This is a genomic window from Caulobacter zeae, assembly GCF_002858925.1.
Taxonomy (GTDB): domain Bacteria; phylum Pseudomonadota; class Alphaproteobacteria; order Caulobacterales; family Caulobacteraceae; genus Caulobacter; species Caulobacter zeae.
Genome location: NZ_PJRS01000038.1, coordinates 79,425 through 104,900 on the forward strand (window position 1 = coordinate 79,425; position 25,476 = coordinate 104,900).

The following is a 25,476-nucleotide window of genomic DNA, read 5'->3' on the forward strand; positions in this document are numbered from 1 at the left end:
TGGCGGGAAACCCCGGCTCCGCTCGCAGACGCGGCGCCGACAATGGGGTTTTCGCCGTCGGCAGGCGGGAATGACGGGAGGTGGGGAAGAACTCGACGTCAGGGCACCAGCTGACTCCGCAGCCCCGGCACTGCCGCTGCCAGGTCGTCGGCGACCAGCTTGGAGAACACCCGCGCGCCGGTATCGCCGACGTGGGTGTAGTCGAACTTGCGCACCTGCTGGCCGCGCGGGCCGGTCTCGGTGGTGGGCGCGTCGGGCTGGCGGGCCTCCTCCGCGGCGCGGGGCGGTAGGGTCGTGCCGGCCTTGGCGGCCTCGACCTCGCTGTCGATCGGCTCGGCCTGGGCCAGCTTCATGGAGTCGACGGGACCCAGCTTCTGGACGATGCGGGCGCTGGACTTGTTGAGATCCACCAGCGGCGTCTTGGTTTGTTCGGCGACCTTGCGCACCTCGTCGGACCAGACGTCGAGAGTGTTCTTCAGCTGGCCCTTGGCGAACTCGCGGCGGGTCAACGGGGTCAGCAGCACCGGCTGGGCGCCGGCGGCCCGCACGTCCTCGACGAAGCGCTTGAGGTTGGCCGGAAACTCGGTGGAGAGATCAGTCCAGCGCTCGCCCTTGGACGACTGGTCGTTGTGGGCGAACTGGATCAGCACATAGGTCGCCGCGTAGCCGGGCGCCTTGGCCTCGCCGAGCGCGATGTCCCACGAGCCCTCGGCGCGGTAGCTGCGGGTCGAGCGCCCTCCCCGACCAAGGTTGAGGCAGGCCACCGACGACTTGACGTGATAGTCGCAGAAGGCCGAGCCCCAGCCGCTGCCTACGGCCGTGGTGGAGTCGCCCACCAGGATCACCTTGTAGGGTTTGATCGGCGGGGCGTCGGTGCGCGGCTCGCGCTCCCTCACCGGACCGGGCGGCTGGGCCAGGGCGGCCGGCGCGGCGGCCAGCAGGGCCAGGGTCGCGAGCATCGCGGTCGTGTTCTTGTTCATCGGATCCTCCCTCTTGTTCTTGACCGCGCTGACGGCGGCCTGGACGGGATCGGGATACCGCCCTCGTCCTTCGACAAGCTCAGGATGAGGACGACTGTCGACGTCGCCTCACCCAAAAATCCTCATCCTGAGCCTGTCGAAGGACGAGGATTTTCCTTCCGCGGAAGGCGCTTGGGCGGAGCCCTACGAGAAGGCCAGCCCACCGTTGATGTCGAGGTTCACGCCGGCCAGGAACGAGGCGTCGTCCGAGGCCAGGAAAGCGACCGCGGCGGCCACTTCCTGCGGCGCGCCTTCGCGGCGCAGCGGGGTGTTTCCGGCCACGGCCGCGCGGCCTTCCGGCTTGGAGAAGATGTCGTGGAAGCTGGTGCCGATCAGGCCGGGGCACAGGGCGTTGACGCGAATGCCGCGCGGACCCAGCTCCTTGGCCCAGCCTCGGGTCAGGGTCATCAGCGCGCCCTTGGAGGCGGCATAGACGCTGGCGCCGGGGCCGCCGCCGTCGCGACCGGCCTGGGAGGCGATGTTGACGATGGCCGCGCCGTCCGGGATGTGCGGCAGCGCCGCCTTGGTCACCAGGAAGGCCGACTTCAGGTTCAGCGTCATGACCTGGTCGAAGAAGGCCTCGTCCATGTCGGCCAGGGCCTTGCGGGCCACCATACCGCCGGCGAGGTTCACGAGGATGTCGATCTTGCCAGTGATCGCTGCGGCGGCGGCCACCAGGCCTGCGACCTCGGCAGCGTCGGTGACGTCGGCGCGGTGCAGCACGGCCTTGCCGCCGGCCGCCTCGATCTCGGCGGCCGTCGCCTGGGCGGACTTCTCGTCGCCGCGATAGTTGACCACGACGATGGCGCCCTCGGCCGCCAGGCGCAGCGAAACCTCGCGGCCGATGTCTCGGCCGCCGCCGGTGACCAGCGCGACCTTGTCCTTGAACCTCATGGGGTCCCCTCTTTTACTGAATGTCGGAAGCCGGCGCAGAGACGGGGCTTTCACGCCCGCCCAGCAGCCAGAGAGAGATGACGCCCAGCGGCACGATGACCGCCGCCAGGACGAAGATCGGGGCGTAGCCGTGCTGGGTCATCACCGGCACCAGCCAGGTGGTGACCAGGGTGCCGGCCACGGCCGCCGTGCCGCCCACGCCGGCGATCGTGCCGACGGCGCCGCCGCCGTAGTAGTCGCTGGGCAGGGTCTGGATGTTGTTGATGGCCACCTGGAAGCCGAACAGGATCACGGCGATCAGCAGCACGGCCGAGAGGGGCGTGGCGGCCTTGGCCGTCAGCAACAGGGCCGGCAGCATGATCGCCCCGCCCAGTGTGACGGCGAAACGGCGGGCCGACAGGGTCTTCCAGCCGCGCCGGATAAGCGCCCCCGAAAGCCAGCCGCCGCCCAGGCTGCCCAGCATGGCGCCGACGAACGGCACCCAGGCGAACAGGCCGATCTGGCGCACGTCGAAGCCGAAGGTCTCCGAGAGGTAGATCGGCAGCCACGAGACGAACAGCCACCAGACCGGATCGAGGAAGAAGCGCGAAACGATGATCGCCCAGCTCTGCTTCTGCTTCAGAAGTTCACGCAGGTTCGGCGACCAGCCGGCCTTGCCCGAGGCGTCGCCGCGATCGGCGATGTGGGCGCGCTCGGCCTCGCTGAGCCACGGGTGGGCGCCGGGGTCGGCGCGGTAGACGAAGAGCCAGGGCAAGAGCCACAGGAAGCCCAACACGCCGACCACCAGGAAGGTCGCCCGCCAGCCCAGAAGCTCGAACAGCAGGGCCACCAGCGGCGCCGAGACGATCGCCCCGATCGCCGCGCCGGAATTGAAGATGCCCTGGGCCAGCGCCCGCTCGCGCGGCGGGAACCACAGGGCGTTGGCCTTGACCGCGCCCGGCCAGTTGCCGGCCTCGCTGATCCCCAGCGTCACGCGCAGCAGGGCCAGCAGGCCGAGCGAGCGCACCAGGCTGTGGGCGGCGATCGACACCGACCACACCAGGATCGACACGGCGAACCCCATCCGCGTACCGATGACGTCGAACACCTTGCCGAACAGCGACTGGCCGCAGGCGTAGGCGACCATGAAGATGGTCACCAGGAGGGCGTAGTCGGCTTTGTCGGCGCCGATGTCCTTGGACACCGCCGGCCACATGACGGCGAGAGCGTTGCGGTCGATGTAGTTGATGACCGTCGCCAGGCCGACCAGGCTGACGATCAGCCAGCGAAGCCCGCCCTTCATTTGGCTGCTCCGGCGCTGTCGAAGCGGGCGAAGTGGCCCTTCCAGGCGATGGCCTTACCGTCGACGGTCGCCTTGTGGGCCGCGCCGGCCTCGGCGCTGTCGGCGATGGCCAGGGTGATGGCGCGGCCGCCGGCCAGGACGATGGTGACGATGTCGGCGTCGGCGATGCGCTCGTGGCGCAGCGCCTCGATGCGGCTGGTGCTGCCCTCGGTGGTTTCGGCCGAGGGGTCATAGGCGCCGTGCGGCTCGAGCACGCCGACGAAGGTGGTGTTTCCGTCGCTCTTGACCCGCTGGATCAGGGCCGGCTCGCGGCGCAGGTTGAACTTGGGATCATTGGCGCCGCTTTCGGCTATGATCACCTGAGCGCCGGCCGGCGGCAGCATCCGCCAGGTGTAGAACCGCTCGCCGGCGATCCAGGTCAGGCGGGCGTTGGTCGCGTCAGGCGTTCCCGTAGCGTCGACCCACAGGTGCTGGTAGCCGTCGTCCTTGCCCAGCACCGGCCGCGTTGCGAGATTCTGCTGCAACGGGAAGCCGGCGTCGATGATGTGGCCGGAGAAGTGCAGCGGCAGGTCGTACTGGGCCGGCTTGTCGCCCTTGACCTTCAGGAGGTCGAGCACCAGCGGCGGGCCCTTGCCGGCGTCGATCTGCACGATCGAGCGGCGGAAGGTCACGCCCGGCCAGGCCCCGGCCATCTCGGCGGTGCTGATCTTGGCCGAGCCCTCGGCCGAGAAGAAGATCTGCGTCGGGGCCATGGTGTTGGCCACCTTGACCTTGCCGTCGAACTGGCTGGTCTCGTTCACCACCAGGGTGTTGTGGGCCACGGTCTGCTTGGCCCAGGTCTCGTTTTCCTTGAGGTAGCGGCCGCCGTCCTTGGCCTCGATGTTGAGGAAGCGGGCCGCGCCGTAGTCGGTGACGATCGAGCGGCCGGCGTCGTAGAGGATCCAGTTCAGCTTGTCGTAGTGGCCGTGGCCCATGCCCTGGGCGGTGTTCTTGACCGCCACCACCTCGTCATCGTCGCCCGGCCCCGCACGCATCACGGCGATAGCGCCCTGATCGCCGTCGGGCCCGTCGCGGAACAGCATCGAGGCGTAGGGGAACGGCTTTTCCTTGCCGGCCGCGAGATCCCGCGCCACGGCCAGGCCGTCGGGCGTAAGCGTGGTGCGGCCTTGCCACTGGGCGATCGACAGCAGCGCCGGGTCCTTGGTCGCCCCATAGGCGATGGCGATCGACTGGTAGAGCTCGTCGGTCTTGAGGCTCTTTTCCAAGAGGGCGTCGTTGAACGGGAAGAAGTAGCCGTCATAGGTCAGCTGCACGGCGGCCTTCACCGCCTTGGTCAGCACGCCGTCGCGGTACTGGAAGATCTTGCGCTGGGGCTCGTTCTCCTCGATTGCGTGGGCGAAGACGACGAACGGCTGCAGGGCGTAGCGCTGGTAATACGGCCCCTCGGCGTAATAGCCGTCGGGCGAGAACAGCTGGTCGATCTGCTTGAGGAAGCCGACCTTGCCCGAGCGGTCCGTGCCCTTGAGGGCCTTTTCCACCATCACCGGATCGCGCAGCACATAGCCGGTCATGCCGACGGCGGCGCAGGCCCAGGTGGCGTGGTTGTGGATGATGTCGAAGACCTGCGGCTGGTCGTCGGCGATGAACTTGGCCATCGGCCGGAAAACGCCGTCGTCGATGGTCTTGCGGTCGACCTCGCTCAGGGTGTCGCGGATCGCGTCGTAGCCCTGGATCGAATAGACCACCCAGACCGCGTCGTTCAGGCTCTGCCAGAACAGCTTGCCGGCGGCGTTGTTCTTGGCGGCCGGGTGCAGGCCGAGCGTCGGATAGAGCTTGGCGTATTCCAGCAGCATCCGGCGGGCGTAGTCGGCATAGGCCTTATCGCCGGTGGCGCGGTACAGCATGCCAGCGCCGTAGATGGCCATGTAGTTGCGCTTGTGCTGCTCGTGGGTGCGGCCGCCGCCGGGATCCTTGGGGACCGGCACGTCGATCCCGGCCTTCATGGCCGCATCGACCTCCTTGCGGACACGCTTCAGCTCCGCGGCGAACATCGGATAGCGCTCGCCCTCGCTGCGCATCGCCGCCATGTCCGCGCCGCCGACCAGAACAGGCCCCTGCCCGCTCGGCTGAGCCATGGCGCCGACCGGCAAGGCCACAGAAACCAACAGCGTCAGAACCAGGCCGCCCGTGCGTCGCCGAATGTTTCGCACCCGTTTCACTCCTTCGACACCACGGACTCTTGGGCGGTCCGCCGGTTCGAGAAAACGGCATACATCTGCCCAGACCTTTTGTCCTGACAATTCTGATGCGGATCATCGAAAAATTCATACCATATGCATATACCAATTTTCAGACCAGATGGCCGATACCGATCAGACCAGAGAACGAAAGCTCGAAACTCGCAAGACCCGCTTCGATGTCGCAGCCCTCCTCAGGCGCGCAGAGCGCCGCGCTTTGAAGCTCTTCGGCTGAACGAGAAACGGCCGCACCTGGCGGGAAGCCCGCCGGGTGCGGCCGTCAAAGGCCTAGGAATGGCGCCCTTGCGTCAGGAGCCGGACTGGGCGGCGCAGTTGGCTACGGCCCGGCCGTCCCGCCCCTGGCAGCCACCACCGCCCGAACCGGCCTTGTCGGAGGCGGCGCCGTCGCCAATGGCCTCCCCCGCCTCGGCGGAGAACGACACATCGACCAGCGACGTCATCAGGTCCCGCCCGCCCGACATCGCTCCTGGCACGGAGGCGTCGGAGGCGGCGTCGCCGTTGTCGACGACGCGCGACGGCGGGCTTGAAGCCGGCGCCGGCGTGACCGACAGCACCGCGTCGACGAAGGTCACCGCATAGTTCGGGCTCGACGCGAGGCTTCCGCGGGTGATCGCATAGTCGCCGACCAGCGAACCGGCGTCGGCCGTGGTGGCCAGCGCACCGGAAAGCGTGTCGCCGTTGACCAGGCCGCGCCCGCCGACCGTCCAGGTCAGCGCCGGATTGGCCGCGCCATAGACGCGGCCAAGCGCGTCCGCGGTCACGATGATGGCCCGCGGCGTGATGGTCAGCGCCGAGGCGTTGCCCGCCGCCTGCACGCTGGTCAGCACATAGTTGCCGCTGGCGCTCAGACCCGAACCGGTGACGGCGTAGGTCCCGACGCCGGAGGTCGCCGTCGCCGTGGTCGTCCAGGCGGCATTGCCCCACAGGGTGTCGGCTCCGACCAGGCCGTTGACCACATAGCCGCCCGAGAGACCGCCAGGGGTGTCGCCATAGACGCTGCCGACGCCGTTGGCCGTGTAGGTCACGGTCAGCGTCTTGGGCGTGATGGCCAGGCCGCCGTTGGCGTAGGTGATCACGTAGTTCGCCAGACCGCTGCCGGTCGCGTTCGACAAGGCGTCGGCGTAGGTCCCGGCGAAGACGCCGCCGGCAATGCCGGAGACCGAGGTCACCGTGTCGCCATTGACCAGGCCGCTGGTGGTGAAGCCGTTGATCTGGGCCGCACCGTTGTAGACCACCGAGCCGGTGTTCCCGGTCACGATCAGGGCGCGCGGCGTGATGGTCAGCGCCGAAGCGTTGCCCGCCGCCTGCACGCTGGCCAGCACGTAGTTGCTGCTGGCGCTCAGGCCCGAGCCGGTGACGGCGTAGGTCCCAACGCCCGAGGTCGCGGTCGCCGTGGTCGTCCAGCCGGCCGCGCCCGAGAGCGCATCGCCGCTGACCAGGCCGTCGACCACGTAGCCGCCCGAGAGGCCGCCGGGGGTGTCGCCATAGACGCTGCCGACGCCGTTGGCCGTGTAGGTCACGGTCAGCGCCTTGGGCGTGATGGCCAGACCGCCGTTGACATAGGTGATGGCGTAGTTCGAAAGGCCGCTGCCGACGGCGCCCGACAGGAGGTCGGCATAGGTCCCGACATTGGTCCCGCCGCCCAGGCCGGCCACCGAGGTGACGACGTCCGAACCCACCAGGCCGTTGGCCGTGAAGCCGTTGACCTGCACGCCGCCATTATAGATCACCGAGCCGTTGCCGCCGGTGATGACCAGCGCCTTGGGCGTGATGGCCAGGCCGCCGTTGACGTAGGTGATGGCGTAGTTCGAAAGGCCGCTGCCGGTCGCGCCCGACAGGCTGTCGGCATAGGTCCCGACATTGGTCCCGCCGGCCAGACCCGCCACCGAGGTCACGACGTCGGCGCCGACCAGGCCGTTGGCCGTAAAGCCGTTGGTCTGCACGCCGCCATTGTAGATCACCGAGCCGTTGCCGCCGGTGATGGTCAGCGCCTTGGGCGTGATCAGCAGGCCGCCGTTGACGTAGGTGATGGCGTAGTTCGAAAGGCCGCTGCCGACGGCGCCCGACAGAACGTCGGCATAGGCCCCGGCGTTGGTCCCGCCGGCCAGGCCCGTCACCGAGGTCACGGCATCGGAGCCGACGAGGCCGTTGGTGGTGAAGCCGTTGACCTGCAAGCTGCCGCTGTAGACGCCCGAGGCCGTCCCGCCGGTGATGACCAGCGCCTTGGGCGTGATGGCCAGACCGCCGTTGACGTAAGTGATGGCGTAGTTCGACAGGCCGCTGCCGACGGCGCCCGACAGGACGTCGGCATAGGTCCCGACATTGGTCCCGGCGCCCAGCCCCGCAACCGAGGTCACGGTGTCCGAACCGACAAGGCCGTTGGTGGTGAAGGCGTTGGTCTGCAGGCCGCCGGTGTAGATGTTCGAGGCCGCCCCGCCGGTGATGACCAGCGCCTTGGGCGTGATCGCCAGGCCGCCGTTGATGTAGGTGATGGCGTAGTTCGACAGGCCGCTGCCGACAGCGCCCGACAGGATGTCGGCATAGGTCCCGACATTGGTCCCGCCGGCCAGGCCCGCCACCGAGGTCACGACGTCCGAACCGACGAGGCCGTTGGCCGTGAAGCCGTTGGTCTGCGCGCCGCCATTATAGATCACCGAGCCGTTGCCGCCGGTGATGGTCAGCGCCTTGGGCGTGATGACCAGGCCGCCGTTGACGTAGGTGATGGCGTAGTTCGACAGACCCGTACCGGTCGCACCCGACAGGACGTCGGCATAGGTCCCGGCGTTGCTCCCGCCCCCCAGGCCCGTGACCGAGGTCACGGTGTCGCCGTTGATCAGGCCGCTGGTGGTGAAGCCGTTGACCTGGGCCGCGCCGCTGTAGACCAGCGATCCGGCGTTGCCGGTCACCGTCAGCGCTCGGGGCGTGATGGTCAGGGCGGTGGCGTTGCCGGCCGCCTGGCTGGCGACCAGCGTGTAGTTCGAGCCGACGCCGAGCCCCGAACCGGTGATGGCGTAGGTCCCCACGCCGGACGTGTTGGTCGCCGTGGTCGTCCAGCTGGCCGCGCCCGAAAGCGTATCGCCACCGATCAGGCCGTTGGCGAGGTAGCCGCCGCCCAGACCGGTCGGCGTCGCGCCATAGATGCTGCTGGCGCCATTGGCCGTATAGGTCACCGTCACCGCCTTGGGCGTGATGAGCAGGCCGCCGTTGACATAGGTGATGGCGTAGTTCGACAGGCCGGTACCGACAGCGCCCGACAGAACGTCGACATAGCTGCCGACATTGGTCCCGCTGGCCAAGCCGGTGACCGAGGTCACCGCGTCCGAGCCCACCAGGCCGCTGGTGGTGAAGCCGTTGGTCTGGGCCGAACCGCTGTAGATCGACGAGCCGACGCCGCCGCTGATGGTCAGGGCCTTGGGCGTGATGGCCAGACCGCCATTGACGTAGGTGATCGTGTAGTTCGACAGGCCGTTGCCGGTCGCGCCCGACAGGCTGTCGGCGTAGCTGCCGACGCTGGCCCCGCTTCCGAGGCCCGCGACCGAGGCCACCATGTCCGAACCGACCAGACCGTTGGCGGTGAAGCCGTTGGTCTGGGCAGCGCCGTTATAGGTCGCCGATCCGGTGTTGCCGGTGATGGTCAGAGCCTTGGGCAGGATGACCAACGCGCCGCCTTGGTAGGTAATGGCGTAGTTCGACAGGCCGGTTCCGACAGCCCCCGACAGGCTGTCGTAATAGGTCCCGACATTGGTCCCGCTGCCCTGGCCACTGACGCTGGTCACGGTGTCGCCGCCCACCAGGCCGTCGGTGGTAAAGCCGTTGGTCTGGGCCTCGCCGCTATAGCCCCGGTAGCTGGCATAGCCGGTGATGGTCAGGGCCTTGGGCGTGATGGCCAGGCTGCCGTTGACGTAGGTGATGTTGTAGTTCGACAGGCCGCTGCCGGTCGCGCCCGACAGGTTGTCGAGATAGGTCCCGACATTGGTCGCCGTGGCCACGCCGGAGACCGAGGTCACCGTATCGCGACCGACCAGGCCATTTACGACCACGGCGTGGGTCTTTTGCGAGCCGGTGTAGACGCTGCTCACGTTGGCGCCGGTGATGGTCAGCGCCCTGGGGTTAATCGTCAGGCTGCCGTTCACATAGGTGATGTTGTAGTTCGACAGGCCATTGCCGGTCGCGCCCGACAGGTTGTCGTAATAGGTCCCGACGTTCGTACCGATGGCGCCGCCGACGAGGCTGCTGATGTAGTCGCCACTGACCAGGCCGTTGACGACATAGCCGTTGCCGAAGGCCGAACCGGAATAGGTCAGCGTGCTGGTTCCGCCGCTGATGGTCAGGGCCTTGGGCGTGATGGTCAGCGTGCCCGTCCCGGTGACCATCAGGTCATAGCCCTGCTGGGTCGAATAAGCGCCGGTGACGTACGAGCCCACATCGCGACCGCGGCCGCCGCCCAGGATCAGGCTGGTGTCGACGCCGTTCGGCGCCGTGACCGGCGCGCTGACCAGCTGCCGGGCGCCGTTATAGACGGCGGTGGCGTCGCCGACGCTGACCGCCACGGTTCCCGGCTTCAGGAAGGCCTTCAGCATCGGGATGGTGAAGCCCTCGTACATCCGCCAGGTCAGGGCCTGACCGCCGGTCAGATCGATATCGCTGGTCGCGCCCGTGGCCAGCAGCGACCAGGCCGAGGCGTTGTAGATGTAGTCGGCCGCGTTCCATTGCGCCGCGTCGGAGGTGACCGAGGCCAGGCTGGTCACGATCGCGCCGGTGCTGGAACCCACGCCCAAGGCCTGACCGCTGGCGTAACGATCCCAGTACGACGCCTCGATCGTTCCGGCCGAGGCCACGGCGATCAAGCCGCCGCCCGTGCCGGCGGCGCCGGTCGCGCCGTACGCCGTGACGACCTGCACGCCGCTCAACATCGTGTAGCTGCCGCCGCCGCCGCCGCCGGCCGACACTCGGCCCGTGGCATAGCTTTGCGCGATGTCGGCGCTCGCCAGGCCGGCCAGCCCCCCGGCCCTGCCGCCGGCGCCGCCAGCGCCGCCGCGGCCGCCGGCGCTGGGGCCGTAAGGATTGCTGCCGCCGCTCCCGCCATTGGCTGACGCTGCGCCCGTCGCATAGCTTTGGGCGATCGCGCCGCTGGCGTCACCGACGAGCCCCCCCGCCAAGCCGCCGCTGCCGCCGTTGCCGCCACTGGACGACGGCCCGCCCGTGCCGCCGCCGCCGCCGTTGGCGGACGCCGCGCCGGTGGCGTAGCTCGCCGTGATCGTGTCGCTGCTCCGACCGACAAGCCCGCCCGCGGTCCCGCCGGAACCGCCCGCGCTGCCGGCTGATATACCCGCCGAGCCGCCGCCGCCGCCGTTCGCCGAGACCGCGCCCGTGGAATAGCTTCTCGTGATCGCGCCGTTGCTTTCCGCGACCAGGCCGCCGGCCATCCCGCCCGTGGCCCCGCCAACGCTGCCGCCGCCGCCGCCGTTGGCCGAGACCACCCCCGTGGCGTAGCTCGCCGTGATCGTGCTGCTGGAGAGCCCGGCGAGCCCCCCCGCCTTGCCGCCGGCCCCGGAGGTGCGGCCGCTGCCGCCGTTGGCCGAGACCACGCCCGTCGCATGGCTCCCCGTGATCACGCCGCTGCTTTCGGCGACAAGGCCGCCGGCCGTCCCGCCCGCGCCAGCAGTACCGCTCGTGATGTCGATGCCGGCGCCGCCGTTGGCCGCGACAGCGCCCGTGGCGTAGCTATCCGAGATCACGCCGTACGACTGGCCGGCGAGGCCGCCCGCCTTGCCGCCCGCGCCGCCCTGGTTGAAGCCGTCGCGACCGCCGGCCGAGACCGTAGCGGAGGAATGGCTTCCCGTGATCGTACCGTAGGACTTGCCGACCAGGCCGCCGGCCACCCCGCCCGCGCCGCCGGTGGAGGGGCCGAAGGTGGGGCCGCCGTTGGCGGACACCGAGCCCGTGGAATAGCTCTGGGTGATCGCGCCGTACGAAACGCCGACCAGGGCGCCCGCCGTTCCGCCGACGCCGGTGCTGCCGCCGCTGGCGTTCGCGTCGCCATTGGCCGAGACGCTGGCGTTGACCAGGCCGACATTGCCGATCGAGGCCGTGGCGCTGGCGCGACCGAACAGGCCCGCATAAGCGGCCTCAATGCGGTTGACGGTCAGGTTGCTGACCGTGTGGCCCAGGCCCAGGAAGCTGCCGGTGAAGCCCTGGCCGCCACCGGTCGCATTGGTGGCGCCGAGGGGATCGAAGCCCCGGCCGCTGTTCCAGCCGCTGGTGGCGCTGGCGTCGATATTGGCGCCGAGCGCGTAGAAGCCGCCGAGGCCGCCGTTGATCCCCTGCAGGTCCGTGCCCGTGGTCGAGCCGGCCGCGCCCAGGGCGGTGATGATGGTGTAGGCTTGGCCGTTGACGGCGAAGCTGTTGCCGCCGCCCGTGAAGTCGATCCGGCCGGTAAAGCCGCTGCTGGCCAGGCCGAAGTCGAGGCCGGCGCCGGTGATCGGCGTAGCCGCCAGCACCCCCTTGGTGTCGCCGTAGTTCAGGGCCAGACCCGCGCTGCCCGAGGCGGTCAGGACGGCGTTGACCTTGATGCTGTTGGCCGCGTTCAGCGTCAGGGTGTTGGCGCCCCAGCTGATCGCCGAATTGATGATGATGTCGCCCGCGCCTTCGCTGGCCACGCCCGGTCCGGACGGCGCGCCGCTGAGATAGGTCTCGAGCGTGACGTTGGTCGTGGCGAGGTTCGACTGGATGGTCGAGGCCGCGGCGGCGTCGATCGTCAGGTCGGTGGGGTCGACCAGCCAGGTCCCCGTCGCGCCGTTGGCCGCGCGGGTGTCGACGCGCAGGCCGGTGAAGTCGACATGGTTGCCCGAGGTCTCGATGAAGCCGCCATTGCCGGTGGCGCCCGTCGCGCGGGCCGACAGTTCGCCGTTGGCGCGGGTGTTGGCGCCCATCACCATGATCGAGCCCGCGTCGCCGGCGTCGGAATCGACGCTGATCTTGCCGCCCAGCACGATGTCGCCGTTGCGGCCGGTCACGCTGCCGCTGCTCAGGCCGTCCAGATTGACGGTGTTGCGCGTCGCGTCATAGCCCGACTGGGCCGAGACCAGCGCGCTGGAGCCGTCGGCCGCCAGGGCCGACTGCTCGGGCAGGGCCACCTGCAGGAAGCCGCCGCCATTGAGGTCGAGGGTGGCGTGGGTAACCGCGCCGATCACCACCTTGCCCGCCGGCGCCACGATCAGGCCGCTGCTGGAGACGCTGCCGCCCAGCAGGCCGACAACGCCGCCCGCCCCGACGGTGATCGAGCCCCGGTGGTCGATGGTCCCGCCCGTACCGGTGAAGCGGCCGGCGCCGGCCATGAACTCGTCGTTGGAGATGTCCAGCGTCGAGGCCACGAAGCCGCGCCCGGCGTTGACCACGCCGCTCTGGGTGATCTGGATGCCGTTGGGGTTGATCAGATAGACGCTGCCGTTGGCGGTGATCTGGCCGGCGATGGTCGAGCCGGTCGTGCCGGTCACCCGGTTGAGGGTCGCGCCGTCGGCGTTGGGCGTCACGAAGGTCAGGCTGTTACCCTGGCCGACGTTGAAGCTGGCCCAGTCGATCACGGCCTTCTGGCTGGTCTGGGTGATGGTCTGGGCGCCGCCCGACTGGCCGCCGATGGTGGCCGATCCAGCGACCACCGAGCCGCCGGTGGGCAGGGCGTCCCGCGCCGCCGCCTGGGTGGCCATCGCGGCCAGGGTCAGGGTCAGGCTGGTCGTGGCGATCAGGCGAAGCTTGTTGGCGATAAGCATGGTCAGGCTCCCCCTCAGAACGCGACGTTGACGCTGGCCGTGAGGCGCGTCTGGTTTTTGGCGAACAGGTTGCTGTTGGCGTGCGCCAGCTCGGCGCTCAGATTGACGCGCTCGGCCAGCGTCGTGCGGGCGCCGCCGCCCACCGACCAGCCGTCGGGCCGCGGCTTCTCGACCACGGTCGGTTTTTCCAGCCAGCCCCGGCCGGCCGCGGCGAACAGGTAGGGACGAACCGTGACCTTGCCGCCGATGGGCGCGAGGGCGGCCAGTTCGGCGCGACCGGTCAGGCCGCTGTCAACATTGATCGAGCCGGCGTCGAAGCCGGAGACGCCTTCACCGCCGTCCAGCGAGAACTGCATGGCGCTGGGCAGAGCGCCGCCGAAGCCGGTCTGGCCGCGCAGCACCAGCCGCGCGGAGAACGGACCGCCCAGGGACCGGTCGATGCTGGCGGTGGCCGAAAGCTTGGTGAAATCGGGCTTGGAGCCCTGACGCGACAGCGGCGTGCCCGAAATCCGCGCGTCGGCCGGGGAGCGCGCGCCAAAGCCCGAAATGCCCTGGTTGAAGTCGATGCGCGACGAGACCGTGGCAGCCGCGCCGATCGCCTTGCCGCCTTCAAGGCCCAGGGTAAAGCTGCGCAGGGCGTCCTTGCTCAGGTCGACGCCGAAGCCGCGGGCGGCCTGGCTTTCGTTGGTCCACTCGAACCCGCCCGACACCGACAGCATCTCGCGCCGGCCAAGGATCAGCGGATAGGACAGCTTGGCCACGATGCGGTCGAATTGGCCCTGCACCGGCAGCACGCCGCGCGGCGTGATCGGATTGGTGTCGGCGTGCAGGTACTCGAGTTGGGCCGTCGCCCCGTCGAAGCCCAGAGGCGCGATCAGGCCGACGCCGACGATGCGGCGATGGGGATGCCCGCCCGTCAGGGCCAGGTCGGTGGCCGAGGCGCCGAACGCATAAATCTGCTCGCCCGCGCCGAACACCGAGTTGGCCGTCAGCCGCGCCTCGAGGTTCCAGTCGTCATAGGCGCTCGACAGGGTGTTGTCGGCCCCAAGGCCGCCGGCGACGGCGTCATGCTCGACCTGCAGCACCAGCCGCGCCCCGCCGACGAGTTCGCCGGGAACCAGGGTCGTGCGCAGGTTGACGCCGGGAACGCGCGCGGCCAGCAGCACCTGGCGCTCGATCTGCGGCAGGCTCAGGCCCGGCCGGTTGATCAGCTTGACCAGCCGGTCGCGGATCGGCCCGCGCACCTTGGCCGGAACGCGGCTGTCGTCGATGCTCTCGATGAAGCCCTCGACCACGACGATGCGTAAGGTCGCGCCGTCCTTGAGCGACTGCGGCGGCAGGGTGGCGCGGGTCAGGATGCGGCCGTCCTGGGCGTACAGCGCCTCGATCTTGGCGGCGACCTCGTAGAGGGCGGCGACGGTGACGGTGCGGCCTTCGACGGCCCGGGTCAGCGCGGCGACCGCTTCGGCGCGGTCAGGCGCAACGCCTTCGACAACCACGCGCTCGACCCGTACCGACAGCGCCTCGGCCCCGGCCGGAGCCGCCGTCAGGCGCGTGGCCGGCAAGGCGATCTCGCCCTGGGCCTCCTGAACGGTCGGAGCGATGGATTGAGGAAGGGTCCGGCTTGGCGCGGTCTGCGCGAAACTTGCCGAGGACCAGATCAAAGCCGCAACGGAGCTCGTCGCGACGACCAGGGCGCGCGTCGCGCCCCGCGATACTGCAAAACTCATACGATACGCCCCACTAGTACACGGGAGGCGTGCTAGGTTTTCCACATTGAAAACCAGTTAACTGATTTCAAAATTTTGCAGCAACCGGGCACAAAGATTCATTTGTGCAAATGATCACACACAGATTTCGAGCCATTTACAGAAGTCGAACGCCTCTCAGATCATCAGGCGCCATCAACGAAACTTCCCAAATTGAGAAGCTGAACGATCGCCACACAAACCACCGGCGCAACCCTACCCGAGCGGCGCCCGGCGGGGCGGTCGTCACCTCTCCGCCGAAGATCAAGATCGCGGTCGAACGCTGATTTATTAGAAACACTCGCCGAGATGCTTTGCCGGCTCGACCGCTCTTTGAAGTCGCCCCCGGACTAAGGCGAAGAAGTCACACTTGCGATTAGGACCGTTGAACCAGATCGATCGAGATGGCCTGACATGCCAACGCCGCGGATCGTTCGCCTGGCCAGAATTCCGCGCAATCAACCTGACCCGGTACGAGTGGGCGCGATCACCCCATGCAACTAGACGAACCATGGAAATTGCAATGGGCGCACCTTAACGCGCGAGCGCACAGCCCCAGGGGACGCACCTCGTCGCACCTAAGCTTAAATTGCGCGCCGCTCTAAGCCGCACCAAACCTCTCTGGGGGGGGGGATCGCAGGCTCGACGGGACTGGCGTAGCACGTTGTAATCTGGCGTAGGCTGGCGCCCCTTGTCGGACGAAACTGATAACTACGAGTACGCTATTCTACTCCAGAGGACCCCCCGGAGCGATAAAGGCAGTAAACGCGGGCCTCGTCCGAAAAGGTGATCTGCCTGATACGATAATGTCATGTTCGACGCCCGTACAGCGCCTATGCGCTGATGCCTTGGACTGCACCTCAACGAGCTCAATGACTTCGCCGGCTCAAACCAGGTTCCAGAATGTATAGATCCGCGCTCAGGGGAGCCGAGCATGAGCCAAGATGACGTCACGCTCCGCCTGAGCCTGGGGCTTCGCTTGGCGTTGCTCAACAGCCAAGCTATCGACCTCGATGTCGTGACGCTTGAGCGGCTAGTCCTACGGAGACCAAGGAACTCGTCGAGTAACTCCGTCACGTTTGGCGTCAGTGCGTCTCTGCCGCCAAGACCCCGCCGCCGGTCAGTCTGACCGATAGCTGGTCGTTGAACGCCCCGGCAGCGACACTGGTTTTCGATCTTGAGCCCCTACAGCGGCTGGACGAAGCGGTGCGTGCACGGCGTGTTCAGGCGAGCTAGGTCATTCGCCCCGACGCCTGACCAGAGCACGATCGCCTCCCCCGTCGCCGTGCGCGCCCCGGCAAGGCCGCCCCTCCGACGATCTTAGAGCGGAAGCCGATCCCAAGCGCGCCGAGGACGGCGCCCTGAGCCCTTGCCATTGAGATTCTGAGGAGGCCTGGCGCGTTAAGGCGGTCCGAAGTGAAACCCCTACCGTGACCGCGAGCCAAGACTCGGCCAATGGTTGAGCTAGTCCACACCCACGAGACGAGGTCGCTTGGGCGTGTCCTCGCCGCACCAAGGTCGAACTGATGAGCTTCCTTCCAGAGTACGCTGTCCTGCTTGGCGCGCCCGTCATCGTGGCCGTTGTGCTCTACGTCCTTGTCGAGCGCAGCCGGCTTGCTTGGCTGAGCAAGCCCATCGTCATCGGTTCGGGCCTCGCGCGCTTGAGCGAAATTTCGTTCGAGCCAAAGGACATCATGCGGGCTGTCGCGATCGCGTTCCCGCTCTTCGTCTACAGTAACGTCTACAGTCTACCGGACAGGGGTCTCCTGTCGCTGGCGACGGTGGGCATCCTCTGTTGATTCATCGGTCCTAGGCTAAAGCGGGCAAAGGCCGATGAGAGCAGCCTGATCGCCGACCTCAAAGCCATACCGGGAAAGGCCCAAGAGGCCGGCCGGCACGCCGACGTGCTCGACCCCGCCCTCGCGGTCGGTGAAGATCTTCAGCTCGCGCTTGGGGCTGCCCGTCAGCTGGTCATAGGTGGCGTGGGCGTATTCGACGCCGATCTGGCGATCGCGCTCGCCGTGGGTGACCAGGAACGGCACGGCGATCTTTTCGACCACGCCGTCCAGAGTCATGCCCTTCGACTTCTCCAGGAAGTCGTCCATGTCCTTGGCGCCGAACACCCACTGGACGTGCGCCCAGTAGTGCGGCACGGGGTTCTCGCCCTCGCGGGCCAGGCGCTTCTGCTGGACCTGCGCCCAGTCGTGATTGGCGCCCCAGACCACGCCCAGGGCCAGGCGCGGCTCCATGGCCACGGCGCGCGGCGTGTAGTAGCCGCCCAGCGAGATGCCGGTCATGCCGATACGCTCGGGATCTACCTCTGGACGGGTCTCCAGATAGTCGACGACCTTGGAGGCCCACTTCTCGCTCTCGTGGGTGGCGGGCAGGCCGTGCAGGCGCAGGGCCTCGCCAGAGCCCGGCTGGTCGATGCACAGGGTCGAGACACCGCGCCGCAGCAGAGCCGTCGGCAGGCCGCTCCAATAGAGCAGCTCCTTGTTGCTATCGAGGCCGTTGACGTAGATCACCACCGGCGAAGGACCCTCCCCCGCCGCCTTGACGAAGACGCCGGCGATCACGCCGCCCTCGTAGGGGATCTCGACGCGCTCGGCGTTCTCGCGGCCCAGGGCCATGGCGCGATCAAAGGCGGCGCGGGCCTTGGCGTAGGTCTCCTGGCGGCCCGGATGGCCGTGGCCCTGCATGCGCTCGGCGGTCACGTAATAGAGGCTGGCGCGCTGCAGCTTGGTCCCGGCGCTGAAGTTGCGGCCCTGGGCCTCGTCCTCGGCCGCTAGGTCCGTCGGCCATGGCCACCCAGTGCTTGAGGAATTCGCCGGTGCCCGCGTCGTCGCCGCGATCGACCGCGTCGCGCATCGGCCGGCACATCTCGTCGATCTCGCCGATCTGAGCGCCGCTCTCGATGGCGATGTCGACCGACAGGTTCCAGACGTAGTTCTTGAAGTACTCGAACATGACAGGTCCTCAGAAAGCGGGCGCGCGCCACAGCAGGGCGTCGGGGATCGGGGCCGGCATGCCCTTGGGACCGCCCACGCCGTAACCCCACTGGTCCATGACCTCGAGCGAGGGCTTGTGGACGGTGGCCGTCCAGGCCTCGTCCACCTCGACCAGCTCGGAGGTGTATTCGACCACGAACTGCCCGGGCGTGATAAGTAGGAGAAGGTGTTGTCGCCGGCGGTGTGGCGGCCGGGGCCCCAGACGACGTCGTGCTCGGCGGTGCGCAGCTTGGCCACGCCGCGCATCATCGCATCCACGCTGGGCACGTCGTAGGCCACGTGGTTCAGGGCCGGCGGGCCGGGCACGAAGGCCAGGCGATGGTGCCAGCTGTTGCAGCGCAGGAAGCACATGAAGTCGCCGAGCCAGTCGGAGACCTGGAAGCTCAGCGCCTGCTCGTACCAGTCGACGGCGGCGGCCACCTTGGGGGTATGCAGCACGATGTGGCTGATCTTGGCCGGCACGGCTTCGTTGCGGGTCAGCGGTCGCGAGGGCCCCTGCTCCACATCGGCCGAGATCTCCAGGGCGTGACCGTCGAGATCGAAGACCCGGAAACCATAGCCGCCGCCCAGGCCCGTCAGTTCGGCCGGCGCGGAGATGACCTTGGCGCCGAACGCGACCAGATGGGCGTGCAGGGCGTCGACTTCGGCGCGGCTTTCGGCGGCCCAGCCCATCAGCTCGACCGAGCGGACCTCGGCCTGGCGCAGGCGCACCACGAACTTCTCCGGCGAGCCCGGCGCGGCGAGGTGGACGAGTCCCTCTTCACTGGCGACCTCGATCAGCCCCCAGGTGTCGACATAGAAGCGCCGTTCGTGCTCCAGGTCGGGGACGGCGTAGGCGATGAAGCGCACGTCGCTGACGCGGGCCATGGGCGGTTCTCCTTGAAAGACGGCGACGGCGCGATCCTCAGATCGGCTGCGCGGTGACCTCGAACATCTTGCGGGACTCGGTGGCGGTGTCGGCCGGCGGCCCCTTGCTCAGCTGGGCCTCGCAGATCGCCCGCGACCGCTCGACGATGTAGCGGCAGCGGTCCTTGCGGCGGGCCTCGAAGGCGGCGAAGGCGGCCTGGGGCGTCTCGGCGGCGGCCAGCTCCTCGGCCAGCACCAGCGAGTCCTCGATGGCCATGCCGGCGCCTTGGCCCAGGTGCGGGGTGGTGGCGTGGACGGCGTCGCCGATCAGCACGACCCGGCCCTTGCTCCAGTCGCCCTCGACGAACAGCCATTCCAGCGGCTTGTAGACCACCTCGGCGTCGTCGGTGATGTCGCCGGCCAGGGCCGCGATCCGGGGCGGGGCCTTCGCCAGGCGTTCGCGCATCGCCGCCGCCAGCCCCTCGCGCTCGAAGCGCTTGCCGGCCGGCTCGGGCGTGGTGACGTACATGTACATCCGCCGCTCCGACAGCGGCACCAACCCCACGCCGGTCGGGCCTTCATAGGCCTGCAGGCTGACGACATCGTCGGGGCGGTCGAAATTGTAGCGCCACACCGACTGGCCGGTGGGCTCGGGCGACGGCGCGTCGGGGAACAGCGCCTTGCGGGTGGTCGAATAGAGGCCGTCGGCGCCAATGACGAGGTCGTAGCGGCCGCTCGAACCGTCGGAGAAGGTCGCGTTCACGCCCTCCCCGTCGTCGTCGAGACTTTCCGCCGTCACGCCCAGGCGGATCGCCGCGCCGGCCGCCTTGGCCCGGTCGCCCAGCACCTTGTGCAGGGCCGGCCGGCCGATGCCGACATTGGCCGGATAGCCGTCGGCCAGCTTGGGGCTGGGGATCTTGGCGACCATGCGGCCGTCGGGAAGGTAGACCTCGACGTGGTCGTAGCCGAAGCCGGCGTCGAGATAGTCGTCGAGAATGCCCAACTCGGCCACGGCGTGCACGACGTTGGACTGCTGGATGATGCCGACGCCATAGACGGTCCAGTCGGGGTCTTTCTCGATGACCTCGACGTCAAAGCCGCGCTTTCCCAAGGCGATCGCCGAAGTCAGGCCGGCGATTCCGCCACCGATGATGAGCACCTTGCCTGGCTGCACCGCTACCCCCCACATCGCGCGCTCGACCTGTGTCGGCGGCGTTGCAGGCATCGTAGGGGCGCCCATTTCTATTCGAAAAATAGATTGTTTGGATCAATCAGTATCAGAAATGCAGATCGCAAGAAGGGCGGTCCGGCAGCCTGCGATTGGCGGGAGACCGCAGAGAACGGGGCCAGATCGACTGGCGGCCAAGCCATCATGCTTGGCGCGGATTTACCGCGTCGCGTCGGGGAGACAGGCAAGGTCTTGATCCTGGCCAAGGCCACGCGGTCGTTCGCTGGAGGGCGTGAAGGGTCAGCGGCGTCGCTTCCCGAGCCTTGAACTCAAGACACGACCAGATCCTCGCGACGGAATATCTGCTACACAGCAGCCGCGCCGCGTGCGGCTTCCCCCCCCATTTGGCCCGTTACGGACGATGAGTTTCCAGCCCAGCCTTTTTGATTTGGAGGACGCAGCCGCGTCGGCGCCGGCCGATCTCCTGCCCCAGGGACTGTCCTACCATCCCGACGTGCTCGACGCGGACGAGGAGCACAGGCTGGTGACGGCGATGGCCGCCCTCCCCTTCGCGCCATTCCAGTTTCACGGCTACGAGGGAGCGCGCCGCGTGGTCGCGTTTGGCTTTGACTACCATTTCACCCGGCAGGCGCTGGAGGCGGCGCCGCCCATCCCCGCGTTCTTGACGCCACTGCGCGACAAGGTCGCCGCCGCCGTTGGGCTTGCGCCCGAGCGGTTCGAACAGGCGATGATCACCGAATACGCGCCCGGTGCGGGCATCGGTTGGCACCGCGACCGGCCGCAGTTTGAGCTCATCGCCGGCGTCTCTCTGCTCGCTAGCTGCGCCCTGCGCTTTCGCCTCAAGGCCGGCCAGGTGTGGACACGCGCCGCCCTCAGGCCCGCGCCACGCTCGCTCTACATCCTATCGGGCCCGGCTCGGGAGATGTGGGAGCATTCCATCCCTGCGGTTTCGGCCCTGCGCTATTCGATAACTTTCCGGACCTTTCGCCGGCGCGCTTGAGCGCGGAAGCAGGAGGCCTCAAGCGCGGCTTGAAGCCTCCCGCCTGCGATCAATCCGTCAGGCGTCCCGGAAGCGGCGGATGAAATCGGCGAACGCCGAAAGCTGTCCAGCCACGAACGCCCGGGCGGCCTGATCCTCGAGCAGGGACGGCTCGCCGCCGACCTTGCTGGCCACGCCCGCAACCATCACCTCGGGCTTGTTGAGGACAATAGCGTCCAGGAACACCAGGATCTGGCGGAGGTGGTATTGAGCCCGGACACCGCCAAGCCCACCCGGCGAGGCCGTCTGGATGGCGACCGGCTTGCCCACGAAAGGCTGGGGCGACATGCGCGACAGCCAATCCAGGGCGTTCTTCAGCACGCCCGGGACCGAGTAGTTGTACTCGGGGGTGACGATGATGACACCGTCGGCGGCGGCGATCGCCTCGCCCATCGCCACGACCGCGGGCGCAAAGCCCGCGGCTTGGAGGTCGGCGTCGTAGTGGGGAAAGTCCCCGATCGAACCAAGGGCGGTGATCGTCACGCTTTCGGGCGCCAGGTCCGGCAGCGCCCGGGCCAGGGCCGCATTGAACGACCCCTGCCGCAGGCTGCCGAGAAGGACGACGAGGCGCAGCGGCTTGCCGGCGTCCTGCGCGTTCATCACTTGGCCTTCTCGAAGGCGGCGCTGATCCGCACCGAGGTCTCGTCGCCGATCATCGGAAGATAGGTCTTCACGCCGAACTCGGAACGCTTGAACGTGGCCGTGGCGTCGAAGCCGACGGTGTAGGCCTTGTCGAGCGGATTGACGCCCGAGCCATTGAATTTGGCCTGAAGGGTGACGGGCTTGGTCACGCCGTGCAGCGTCAGGTCGCCCGTGATCGTGGCCTTGTCGGGGGCGGTGCGCACGATCTTGGTCGAGACGAAGCGGATGGTGGGATAGGCCCCCGCGTCCAGCCAGTCAGCGCTCTTGAGCTCCTCGTCCAGCTTTTTGTTGGTGGTCGAGACCGAGGAAACCGGCAGGGTGATGTCGACCTTGCTGGCGGCGAGGGTCTTGGGATCCAGCGTCAGCGACCCGGCCGCGCCGGTGAAGTCGCCGAAGAATTGGGTGAAGCCGATGTGGGAGACGGCGAACTGCACGCGCGTGTGGCTCGGCTCGACGACATAGGCGCCCGGCGTCACCGCCGAGGGGTTGGTGTTGAGCCCGCCCGCGGCGATGGCGCCGGTCGCGAGGGTCAGGGCCAGGGCGGTCGAGGCAATGAGGATTTTCATGACGGGCTATTTCCGTGTGAGGGCCGGCGCGGCAAACCGGCCTTGCCAGGAGAGCGGCATGGTCGCGCCCAAGCCGGCGCAAGCCCAGTGGCCAAAAATGCAGAGCGGGTCTGCGAAAACGCGGCGGCCGGTCAAAGGTTCGGCGAGCCGAGCGCCTGACCGGCCGCCCCGCCCTAGCCTGCCTCGCCAAACAGCTTGCCAGCGCCCGCCCAGTCGCTGGGCTTGACGTCTTCGAACACGACGTAGATGTAGTTGGGGTCGGTGTTGGTGGTCTTGGCGATGGTTTCGGTGATGTCGGCGGCCACCTTGGCCTTCTGATCGTGGTCCTTGCCTTCGAACCAGGTCACGCGAACAACGGGCATAGCAAAAGCTCCTTTTGAAACGAGGGGTGGGTAGGCGCGCCCCCTACCAGGGTAGATCGGCGTTCTGGTAATCGACGAAGGTCAGCCCCGGACGCCCCGAACGCGAGGCTACGACGTCCGCCAGGCCCTTGGCGCTGGTGGAGATGTCGATGGGCGCGTCCTCGCCGCCCATGTCGGTGCGAACCCAGCCTGGCATCAGCGCCAGCAGGGTCCGATCCCCCGCCCTCAGGGCATAGGCCCGCATGAGACGATTGAGTGCGGCTTTGCTGGCGGCGTAGACTTCGTAGCCGGCGGGCGGGTCGAGGGTGAGGCTTCCCAAGGCCGAGCTCATCACCGCGATCACGCCATGCGACGTCACGATGGGCGAGAGGGTTTCGATGAGGCGCATCGGCCCAAGGACGTTGACGCCGAACACATGCGCAAATTCCGCGTCGGAAATCTCGCCGACCTTCTGGTTTGGCGCGTCGCTCACCCCGGCGTTGACATAGAGGACATCGATCTCGAGCCCTCCAAGCCGCGCCTTGAGGTCGGATATGGAGGCGCTGTCGGCGATGTCCAGCGCCTCGACGCGGAGCGCCGCGCCGGCCTTGCTGACGAGGTCGGCCAGTCCGGCGGACGCGCCCGCATGACGTTCGGTGGCGATCACCCGCCAGCCTCGCGACAGGTATTCGGCGACCAAGCCTAGTCCAAGGCCGCGCGAGGCGCCGGCCACCAGGATGGTGAGCTGGGAGGCTTCATTCATCAGGATGCTCCTAGAGACTGCGAAGCCCTTATAACTGTCGTCCATTTTTCCACTAAGATGGACATCGGACACTCTGAGGCGATATTTTGTCTCCAATTAGGAGGGCATGATGGCCGACCCCGACAGCCTTTCAGGCGTCACCGTCTTTGTGGCCGCCGCCCGCGCGGGAAGCTTCACCCAGGCGGCCGAGCGCTTGGCCATCACCAAGTCCGCGGTCGGCAAGGCCATCGCGAGATTGGAAGAACGGCTCGGTCTGAAGCTGTTTTTTCGCACCACGCGGCGCATACGCCTGACGCCGGACGGCGAGGCCTACTTCGCCGCCTGCTCGGGCGCCCTTGACGACATCGCCGCTGCGGAGGCGGCTTTGACGTCGGCGAACCGGGTGATCAGCGGGCGGCTGCGCGTCGACATGCCTGTGGCGTTCGGGCGGCAGGTGCTCCTTCCCATCCTGCTGGAGATCAGCCGGCCCCACCCGGGGCTCTCCCTGACCCTGAGCTTCACCGACGCCTTGACCGACCCCTTCCAGGAGGATGTCGAATTGCTCATCCGCTTTGGCCCGCTGCGCGACAGCAGCCACCTGGTGGCGAGACATCTGGTCGATCAGGCCCGGATCATTTGCGCCGCGCCGTCCTATCTTTACCAGCACGGCGTTCCGAAGGGCCTCAACGACCTTCGCGATCACAGGGGTGTCGTCGGCTCACGGCATGGACCGCCCCTGTCCTGGGTCGTCGCCGAGGACGGACAGGAACGCCGGATCTCTCCGCCGGCCACCCACCAGTTGAGCGATGGGGACGCCATGGTCCAGGCCGCCGTGGCGGGCTTTGGGCTATGCCAGGCCCCCGCCTCCCTGGTGCGTCGCCATCTGGAGGACGGATCTTTAGTGGCGGTGCTTGCGGACTATTCCACCGTCCCGGTCGCCGTGAACGCCCTATGGCCCAAGCAGGCCCACCTGAGCCCGCGCGTGCGCTATGTCGTGGACCAGCTCGTCAAATACGCCGCCGCCGGACGCTTGGATTAGAGCTCTATTGCCTTAAGGGGCCCGCGCGCCGGGCGTCGCGTCCGAAGCGGCCCGCGCCTGACGCAGGGCCGCTTCGGCGACCGATATGAAGACCTGCAGCGCCGGGTTCTGGTCGCCCCTGCGGCTGGCAAGAATCAAGGGCGTCGACAGCGGTTCGCTCAGGTCGCGAAAAGCGATCTCAGGATGACTGAAATGCCGTGCCGCCTCGGGGGCCAGGGTGAAGGCCTCGCCGGCCGCCACCAGGGTCATGGCGGTATGCAGATCGCGCACTTCGATCACCTCTCGGGGCGCCAGGCCCCGGTCGTGTAGCAGCGAGAGCAGACTGTCGCCAAAGCTTGGTCGGGCGTCATTGGGAAAGAGCACCATCGTGCCGTCCATGAGGTCCTCGAGCGCCAGCGCCGACTGGACGGCCAAGGGGTGGTCAAGGGGGACGGCCGCGACCAACGGCTCGTCGTCGAGCACCACGCGATGGATGAGCGGATCGTCGATCCGCACCCGTCCAAAGGCGACATCGACGAGGCCAGCCTTCAGGGCCTTGATCTGCTCGGGGCTCGTCAATTCCAGCAAGGACACATTGGCCAGAGGAAGCGCCGCGCGAAATCGCCGCAGGATCGTCGGCAAGGCCAGTGGCGCGGCCGAGGGCGAGGCGGCCACCCTCAAGATGGGCCGCTCAACCTGGGTGAATTCGCGCATTGAACGCTCCAGCTGCTCGACCCGGCGCAGGATCGGGCGGGCCGCATCGAGCAGAAATTTCCCCGCCTCGGTCAGGGCCAGGGGACGAGCATCCCGGTCCAGCAGTCGTACTTGCAGTTCCTCTTCCAACTCGTGGATGCGCCGGCTCAGCGGCGGCTGGGACATGTGGAGGATCTGCGCGGCCCGGGTGAACCCGCCCGCGTCCGCGACCGCCACGAAATAACGAAGACGCTTGAGATCCATGAGCGAGGCGGTCCTGGTGAGGCCTCGCAACCATACCAAAACGGCATGAAAGAAGCGATCAAAACAGTGTTTCCCAAGCGCGACCGCGAGGGTCTAAGCCGCCGCTCGTGAGGCGATCCTCGCCCGACGAGACCGGCCGCGAAAGGCGGCAAGGCTCT

Annotated in this window: 15 protein-coding genes and 2 pseudogenes; 4 read left to right on the forward strand and 13 right to left on the reverse strand. The window is 68.1% G+C overall.

Annotated features, from left to right (window positions below):
* Positions 1 to 98 precede the first annotated feature (98 nt).
* A complete protein-coding gene (locus tag SGCZBJ_RS17845; RefSeq protein ID WP_240621562.1) occupies positions 99 to 980 on the reverse strand; it encodes a rhamnogalacturonan acetylesterase in 882 nt (293 codons plus the stop codon).
* A 57-nt stretch (positions 981 to 1,037) separates the two neighbouring features.
* Here SGCZBJ_RS17845 and SGCZBJ_RS26565 point away from each other — a divergent pair.
* Positions 1,038 to 1,143, forward strand: a pseudogene (locus SGCZBJ_RS26565) (hypothetical protein); the annotation flags it as partial.
* 20 nt (positions 1,144 to 1,163) lie between these two features.
* Here the strand turns inward: SGCZBJ_RS26565 and SGCZBJ_RS17850 are convergent.
* The 5 genes and pseudogenes from SGCZBJ_RS17850 to SGCZBJ_RS17870 all read right to left on the reverse strand — a co-directional run bounded on the left by SGCZBJ_RS17850 (position 1,164) and on the right by SGCZBJ_RS17870 (position 14,787).
* On the reverse strand, positions 1,164 to 1,913 hold the full coding sequence (locus SGCZBJ_RS17850) for an SDR family NAD(P)-dependent oxidoreductase (RefSeq protein WP_101719315.1): 750 nt from the start codon (positions 1,911 to 1,913) through the stop codon (positions 1,164 to 1,166).
* Positions 1,914 to 1,926: 13 nt separating this feature from the next.
* Entirely contained in the window at positions 1,927 to 3,195 is a 1,269-nt protein-coding gene (locus SGCZBJ_RS17855) for an MFS transporter (protein WP_101719316.1), read from the reverse strand.
* A 293-nt stretch (positions 3,196 to 3,488) separates the two neighbouring features.
* Positions 3,489 to 5,330, reverse strand: a pseudogene (locus tag SGCZBJ_RS17860) (alginate lyase family protein); the annotation flags it as partial.
* Between the two features lie 410 nt (positions 5,331 to 5,740).
* Positions 5,741 to 13,222: a beta strand repeat-containing protein gene (locus tag SGCZBJ_RS17865; RefSeq protein WP_101719317.1), complete on the reverse strand. Its 7,482-nt coding sequence runs from the start codon at positions 13,220 to 13,222 to the stop codon at positions 5,741 to 5,743.
* Between the two features lie 14 nt (positions 13,223 to 13,236).
* Positions 13,237 to 14,787, reverse strand: a complete 1,551-nt coding sequence (locus SGCZBJ_RS17870; RefSeq protein WP_165799363.1) for a ShlB/FhaC/HecB family hemolysin secretion/activation protein — start codon at positions 14,785 to 14,787, stop codon at positions 13,237 to 13,239.
* A 1,709-nt stretch (positions 14,788 to 16,496) separates the two neighbouring features.
* Here SGCZBJ_RS17870 and SGCZBJ_RS17875 point away from each other — a divergent pair.
* Positions 16,497 to 16,769 carry a hypothetical protein gene (locus SGCZBJ_RS17875; RefSeq protein WP_101719319.1) on the forward strand — a complete coding sequence of 91 codons (273 nt, stop codon included), beginning with the start codon at positions 16,497 to 16,499 and terminating at the stop codon, positions 16,767 to 16,769.
* Between the two features lie 15 nt (positions 16,770 to 16,784).
* Here the strand turns inward: SGCZBJ_RS17875 and SGCZBJ_RS26210 are convergent, their stop codons facing one another.
* Together SGCZBJ_RS26210 and SGCZBJ_RS17890 are read right to left on the reverse strand one after the other, a co-directional pair.
* A complete protein-coding gene (locus tag SGCZBJ_RS26210) occupies positions 16,785 to 18,845 on the reverse strand; it encodes a VOC family protein (protein WP_240621558.1) in 2,061 nt (686 codons plus the stop codon).
* Positions 18,846 to 18,882: 37 nt separating this feature from the next.
* Positions 18,883 to 20,064, reverse strand: coding sequence for an FAD-dependent oxidoreductase (locus SGCZBJ_RS17890; protein WP_338065462.1), 1,182 nt, complete (start codon positions 20,062 to 20,064; stop codon positions 18,883 to 18,885).
* Between the two features lie 349 nt (positions 20,065 to 20,413).
* Between SGCZBJ_RS17890 and SGCZBJ_RS17895 the strand changes: the two genes are divergently transcribed.
* Complete coding sequence (locus SGCZBJ_RS17895; RefSeq protein WP_101719321.1) at positions 20,414 to 21,013, forward strand: alpha-ketoglutarate-dependent dioxygenase AlkB; 600 nt, start codon at positions 20,414 to 20,416, stop codon at positions 21,011 to 21,013.
* A gap of 57 nt (positions 21,014 to 21,070) precedes the next feature.
* On the opposite strand, the gene SGCZBJ_RS17900 is transcribed toward SGCZBJ_RS17895, so the two are convergent.
* The 4 genes from SGCZBJ_RS17900 to SGCZBJ_RS17915 all read right to left on the reverse strand — a co-directional run bounded on the left by SGCZBJ_RS17900 (position 21,071) and on the right by SGCZBJ_RS17915 (position 23,409).
* Positions 21,071 to 21,652: an NADPH-dependent FMN reductase gene (locus tag SGCZBJ_RS17900; protein ID WP_101719322.1), complete on the reverse strand. Its 582-nt coding sequence runs from the start codon at positions 21,650 to 21,652 to the stop codon at positions 21,071 to 21,073.
* Positions 21,652 to 22,260, reverse strand: a complete 609-nt coding sequence (locus SGCZBJ_RS17905) for a YceI family protein (RefSeq protein ID WP_101719323.1) — start codon at positions 22,258 to 22,260, stop codon at positions 21,652 to 21,654. The genes SGCZBJ_RS17900 and SGCZBJ_RS17905 overlap by 1 nt, the downstream gene beginning before the upstream one ends.
* Before the next feature lie 173 nt (positions 22,261 to 22,433).
* Complete coding sequence (locus SGCZBJ_RS17910; protein ID WP_101719324.1) at positions 22,434 to 22,622, reverse strand: tautomerase family protein; 189 nt, start codon at positions 22,620 to 22,622, stop codon at positions 22,434 to 22,436.
* Positions 22,623 to 22,665: 43 nt separating this feature from the next.
* The gene (locus SGCZBJ_RS17915; protein ID WP_205685417.1) at positions 22,666 to 23,409 is read right to left on the reverse strand and encodes an SDR family NAD(P)-dependent oxidoreductase; all 744 of its coding nucleotides are present in this window, start codon (positions 23,407 to 23,409) and stop codon (positions 22,666 to 22,668) included.
* Between the two features lie 64 nt (positions 23,410 to 23,473).
* Here SGCZBJ_RS17915 and SGCZBJ_RS17920 point away from each other — a divergent pair, with 64 nt between their 5' ends.
* Positions 23,474 to 24,382, forward strand: a complete 909-nt coding sequence (locus SGCZBJ_RS17920; RefSeq protein WP_101719361.1) for a LysR family transcriptional regulator — start codon at positions 23,474 to 23,476, stop codon at positions 24,380 to 24,382.
* Positions 24,383 to 24,394: 12 nt separating this feature from the next.
* Here the strand turns inward: SGCZBJ_RS17920 and SGCZBJ_RS17925 are convergent, their stop codons facing one another.
* Positions 24,395 to 25,318: a LysR family transcriptional regulator gene (locus SGCZBJ_RS17925; RefSeq protein ID WP_101719326.1), complete on the reverse strand. Its 924-nt coding sequence runs from the start codon at positions 25,316 to 25,318 to the stop codon at positions 24,395 to 24,397.
* Between the last annotated feature and the right edge of the window lie 158 nt (positions 25,319 to 25,476).

Excerpts from the sequence above, each read along its gene's own strand:
- SGCZBJ_RS26210 (WP_240621558.1), bottom strand. The coding sequence starts at position 18,845 with ATGGCCCGCGTCAGCGACGTGCGCTTCATCGCCTACGCCGTCCCCGAC.
- SGCZBJ_RS17900 (WP_101719322.1), bottom strand. The coding sequence starts at position 21,652 with ATGAACGCGCAGGACGCCGGCAAGCCGCTGCGCCTCGTCGTCCTTCTC.
- SGCZBJ_RS17890 (WP_338065462.1), bottom strand. The coding sequence starts at position 20,064 with ATGGGCGCCCCTACGATGCCTGCAACGCCGCCGACACAGGTCGAGCGC.
- SGCZBJ_RS17915 (WP_205685417.1), bottom strand. The coding sequence starts at position 23,409 with ATGGACGACAGTTATAAGGGCTTCGCAGTCTCTAGGAGCATCCTGATG.
- SGCZBJ_RS17895 (WP_101719321.1), top strand. The coding sequence starts at position 20,414 with ATGAGTTTCCAGCCCAGCCTTTTTGATTTGGAGGACGCAGCCGCGTCG.
- SGCZBJ_RS17905 (WP_101719323.1), bottom strand. The coding sequence starts at position 22,260 with ATGAAAATCCTCATTGCCTCGACCGCCCTGGCCCTGACCCTCGCGACC.
- SGCZBJ_RS17925 (WP_101719326.1), bottom strand. The coding sequence starts at position 25,318 with ATGGATCTCAAGCGTCTTCGTTATTTCGTGGCGGTCGCGGACGCGGGC.
- SGCZBJ_RS17845 (WP_240621562.1), bottom strand. The coding sequence starts at position 980 with ATGAACAAGAACACGACCGCGATGCTCGCGACCCTGGCCCTGCTGGCC.
- SGCZBJ_RS17850 (WP_101719315.1), bottom strand. The coding sequence starts at position 1,913 with ATGAGGTTCAAGGACAAGGTCGCGCTGGTCACCGGCGGCGGCCGAGAC.
- SGCZBJ_RS17910 (WP_101719324.1), bottom strand. The coding sequence starts at position 22,622 with ATGCCCGTTGTTCGCGTGACCTGGTTCGAAGGCAAGGACCACGATCAG.
- SGCZBJ_RS17865 (WP_101719317.1), bottom strand. The coding sequence starts at position 13,222 with ATGCTTATCGCCAACAAGCTTCGCCTGATCGCCACGACCAGCCTGACC.
- SGCZBJ_RS17855 (WP_101719316.1), bottom strand. The coding sequence starts at position 3,195 with ATGAAGGGCGGGCTTCGCTGGCTGATCGTCAGCCTGGTCGGCCTGGCG.
- SGCZBJ_RS17920 (WP_101719361.1), top strand. The coding sequence starts at position 23,474 with ATGGCCGACCCCGACAGCCTTTCAGGCGTCACCGTCTTTGTGGCCGCC.
- SGCZBJ_RS17875 (WP_101719319.1), top strand. The coding sequence starts at position 16,497 with ATGAGCTTCCTTCCAGAGTACGCTGTCCTGCTTGGCGCGCCCGTCATC.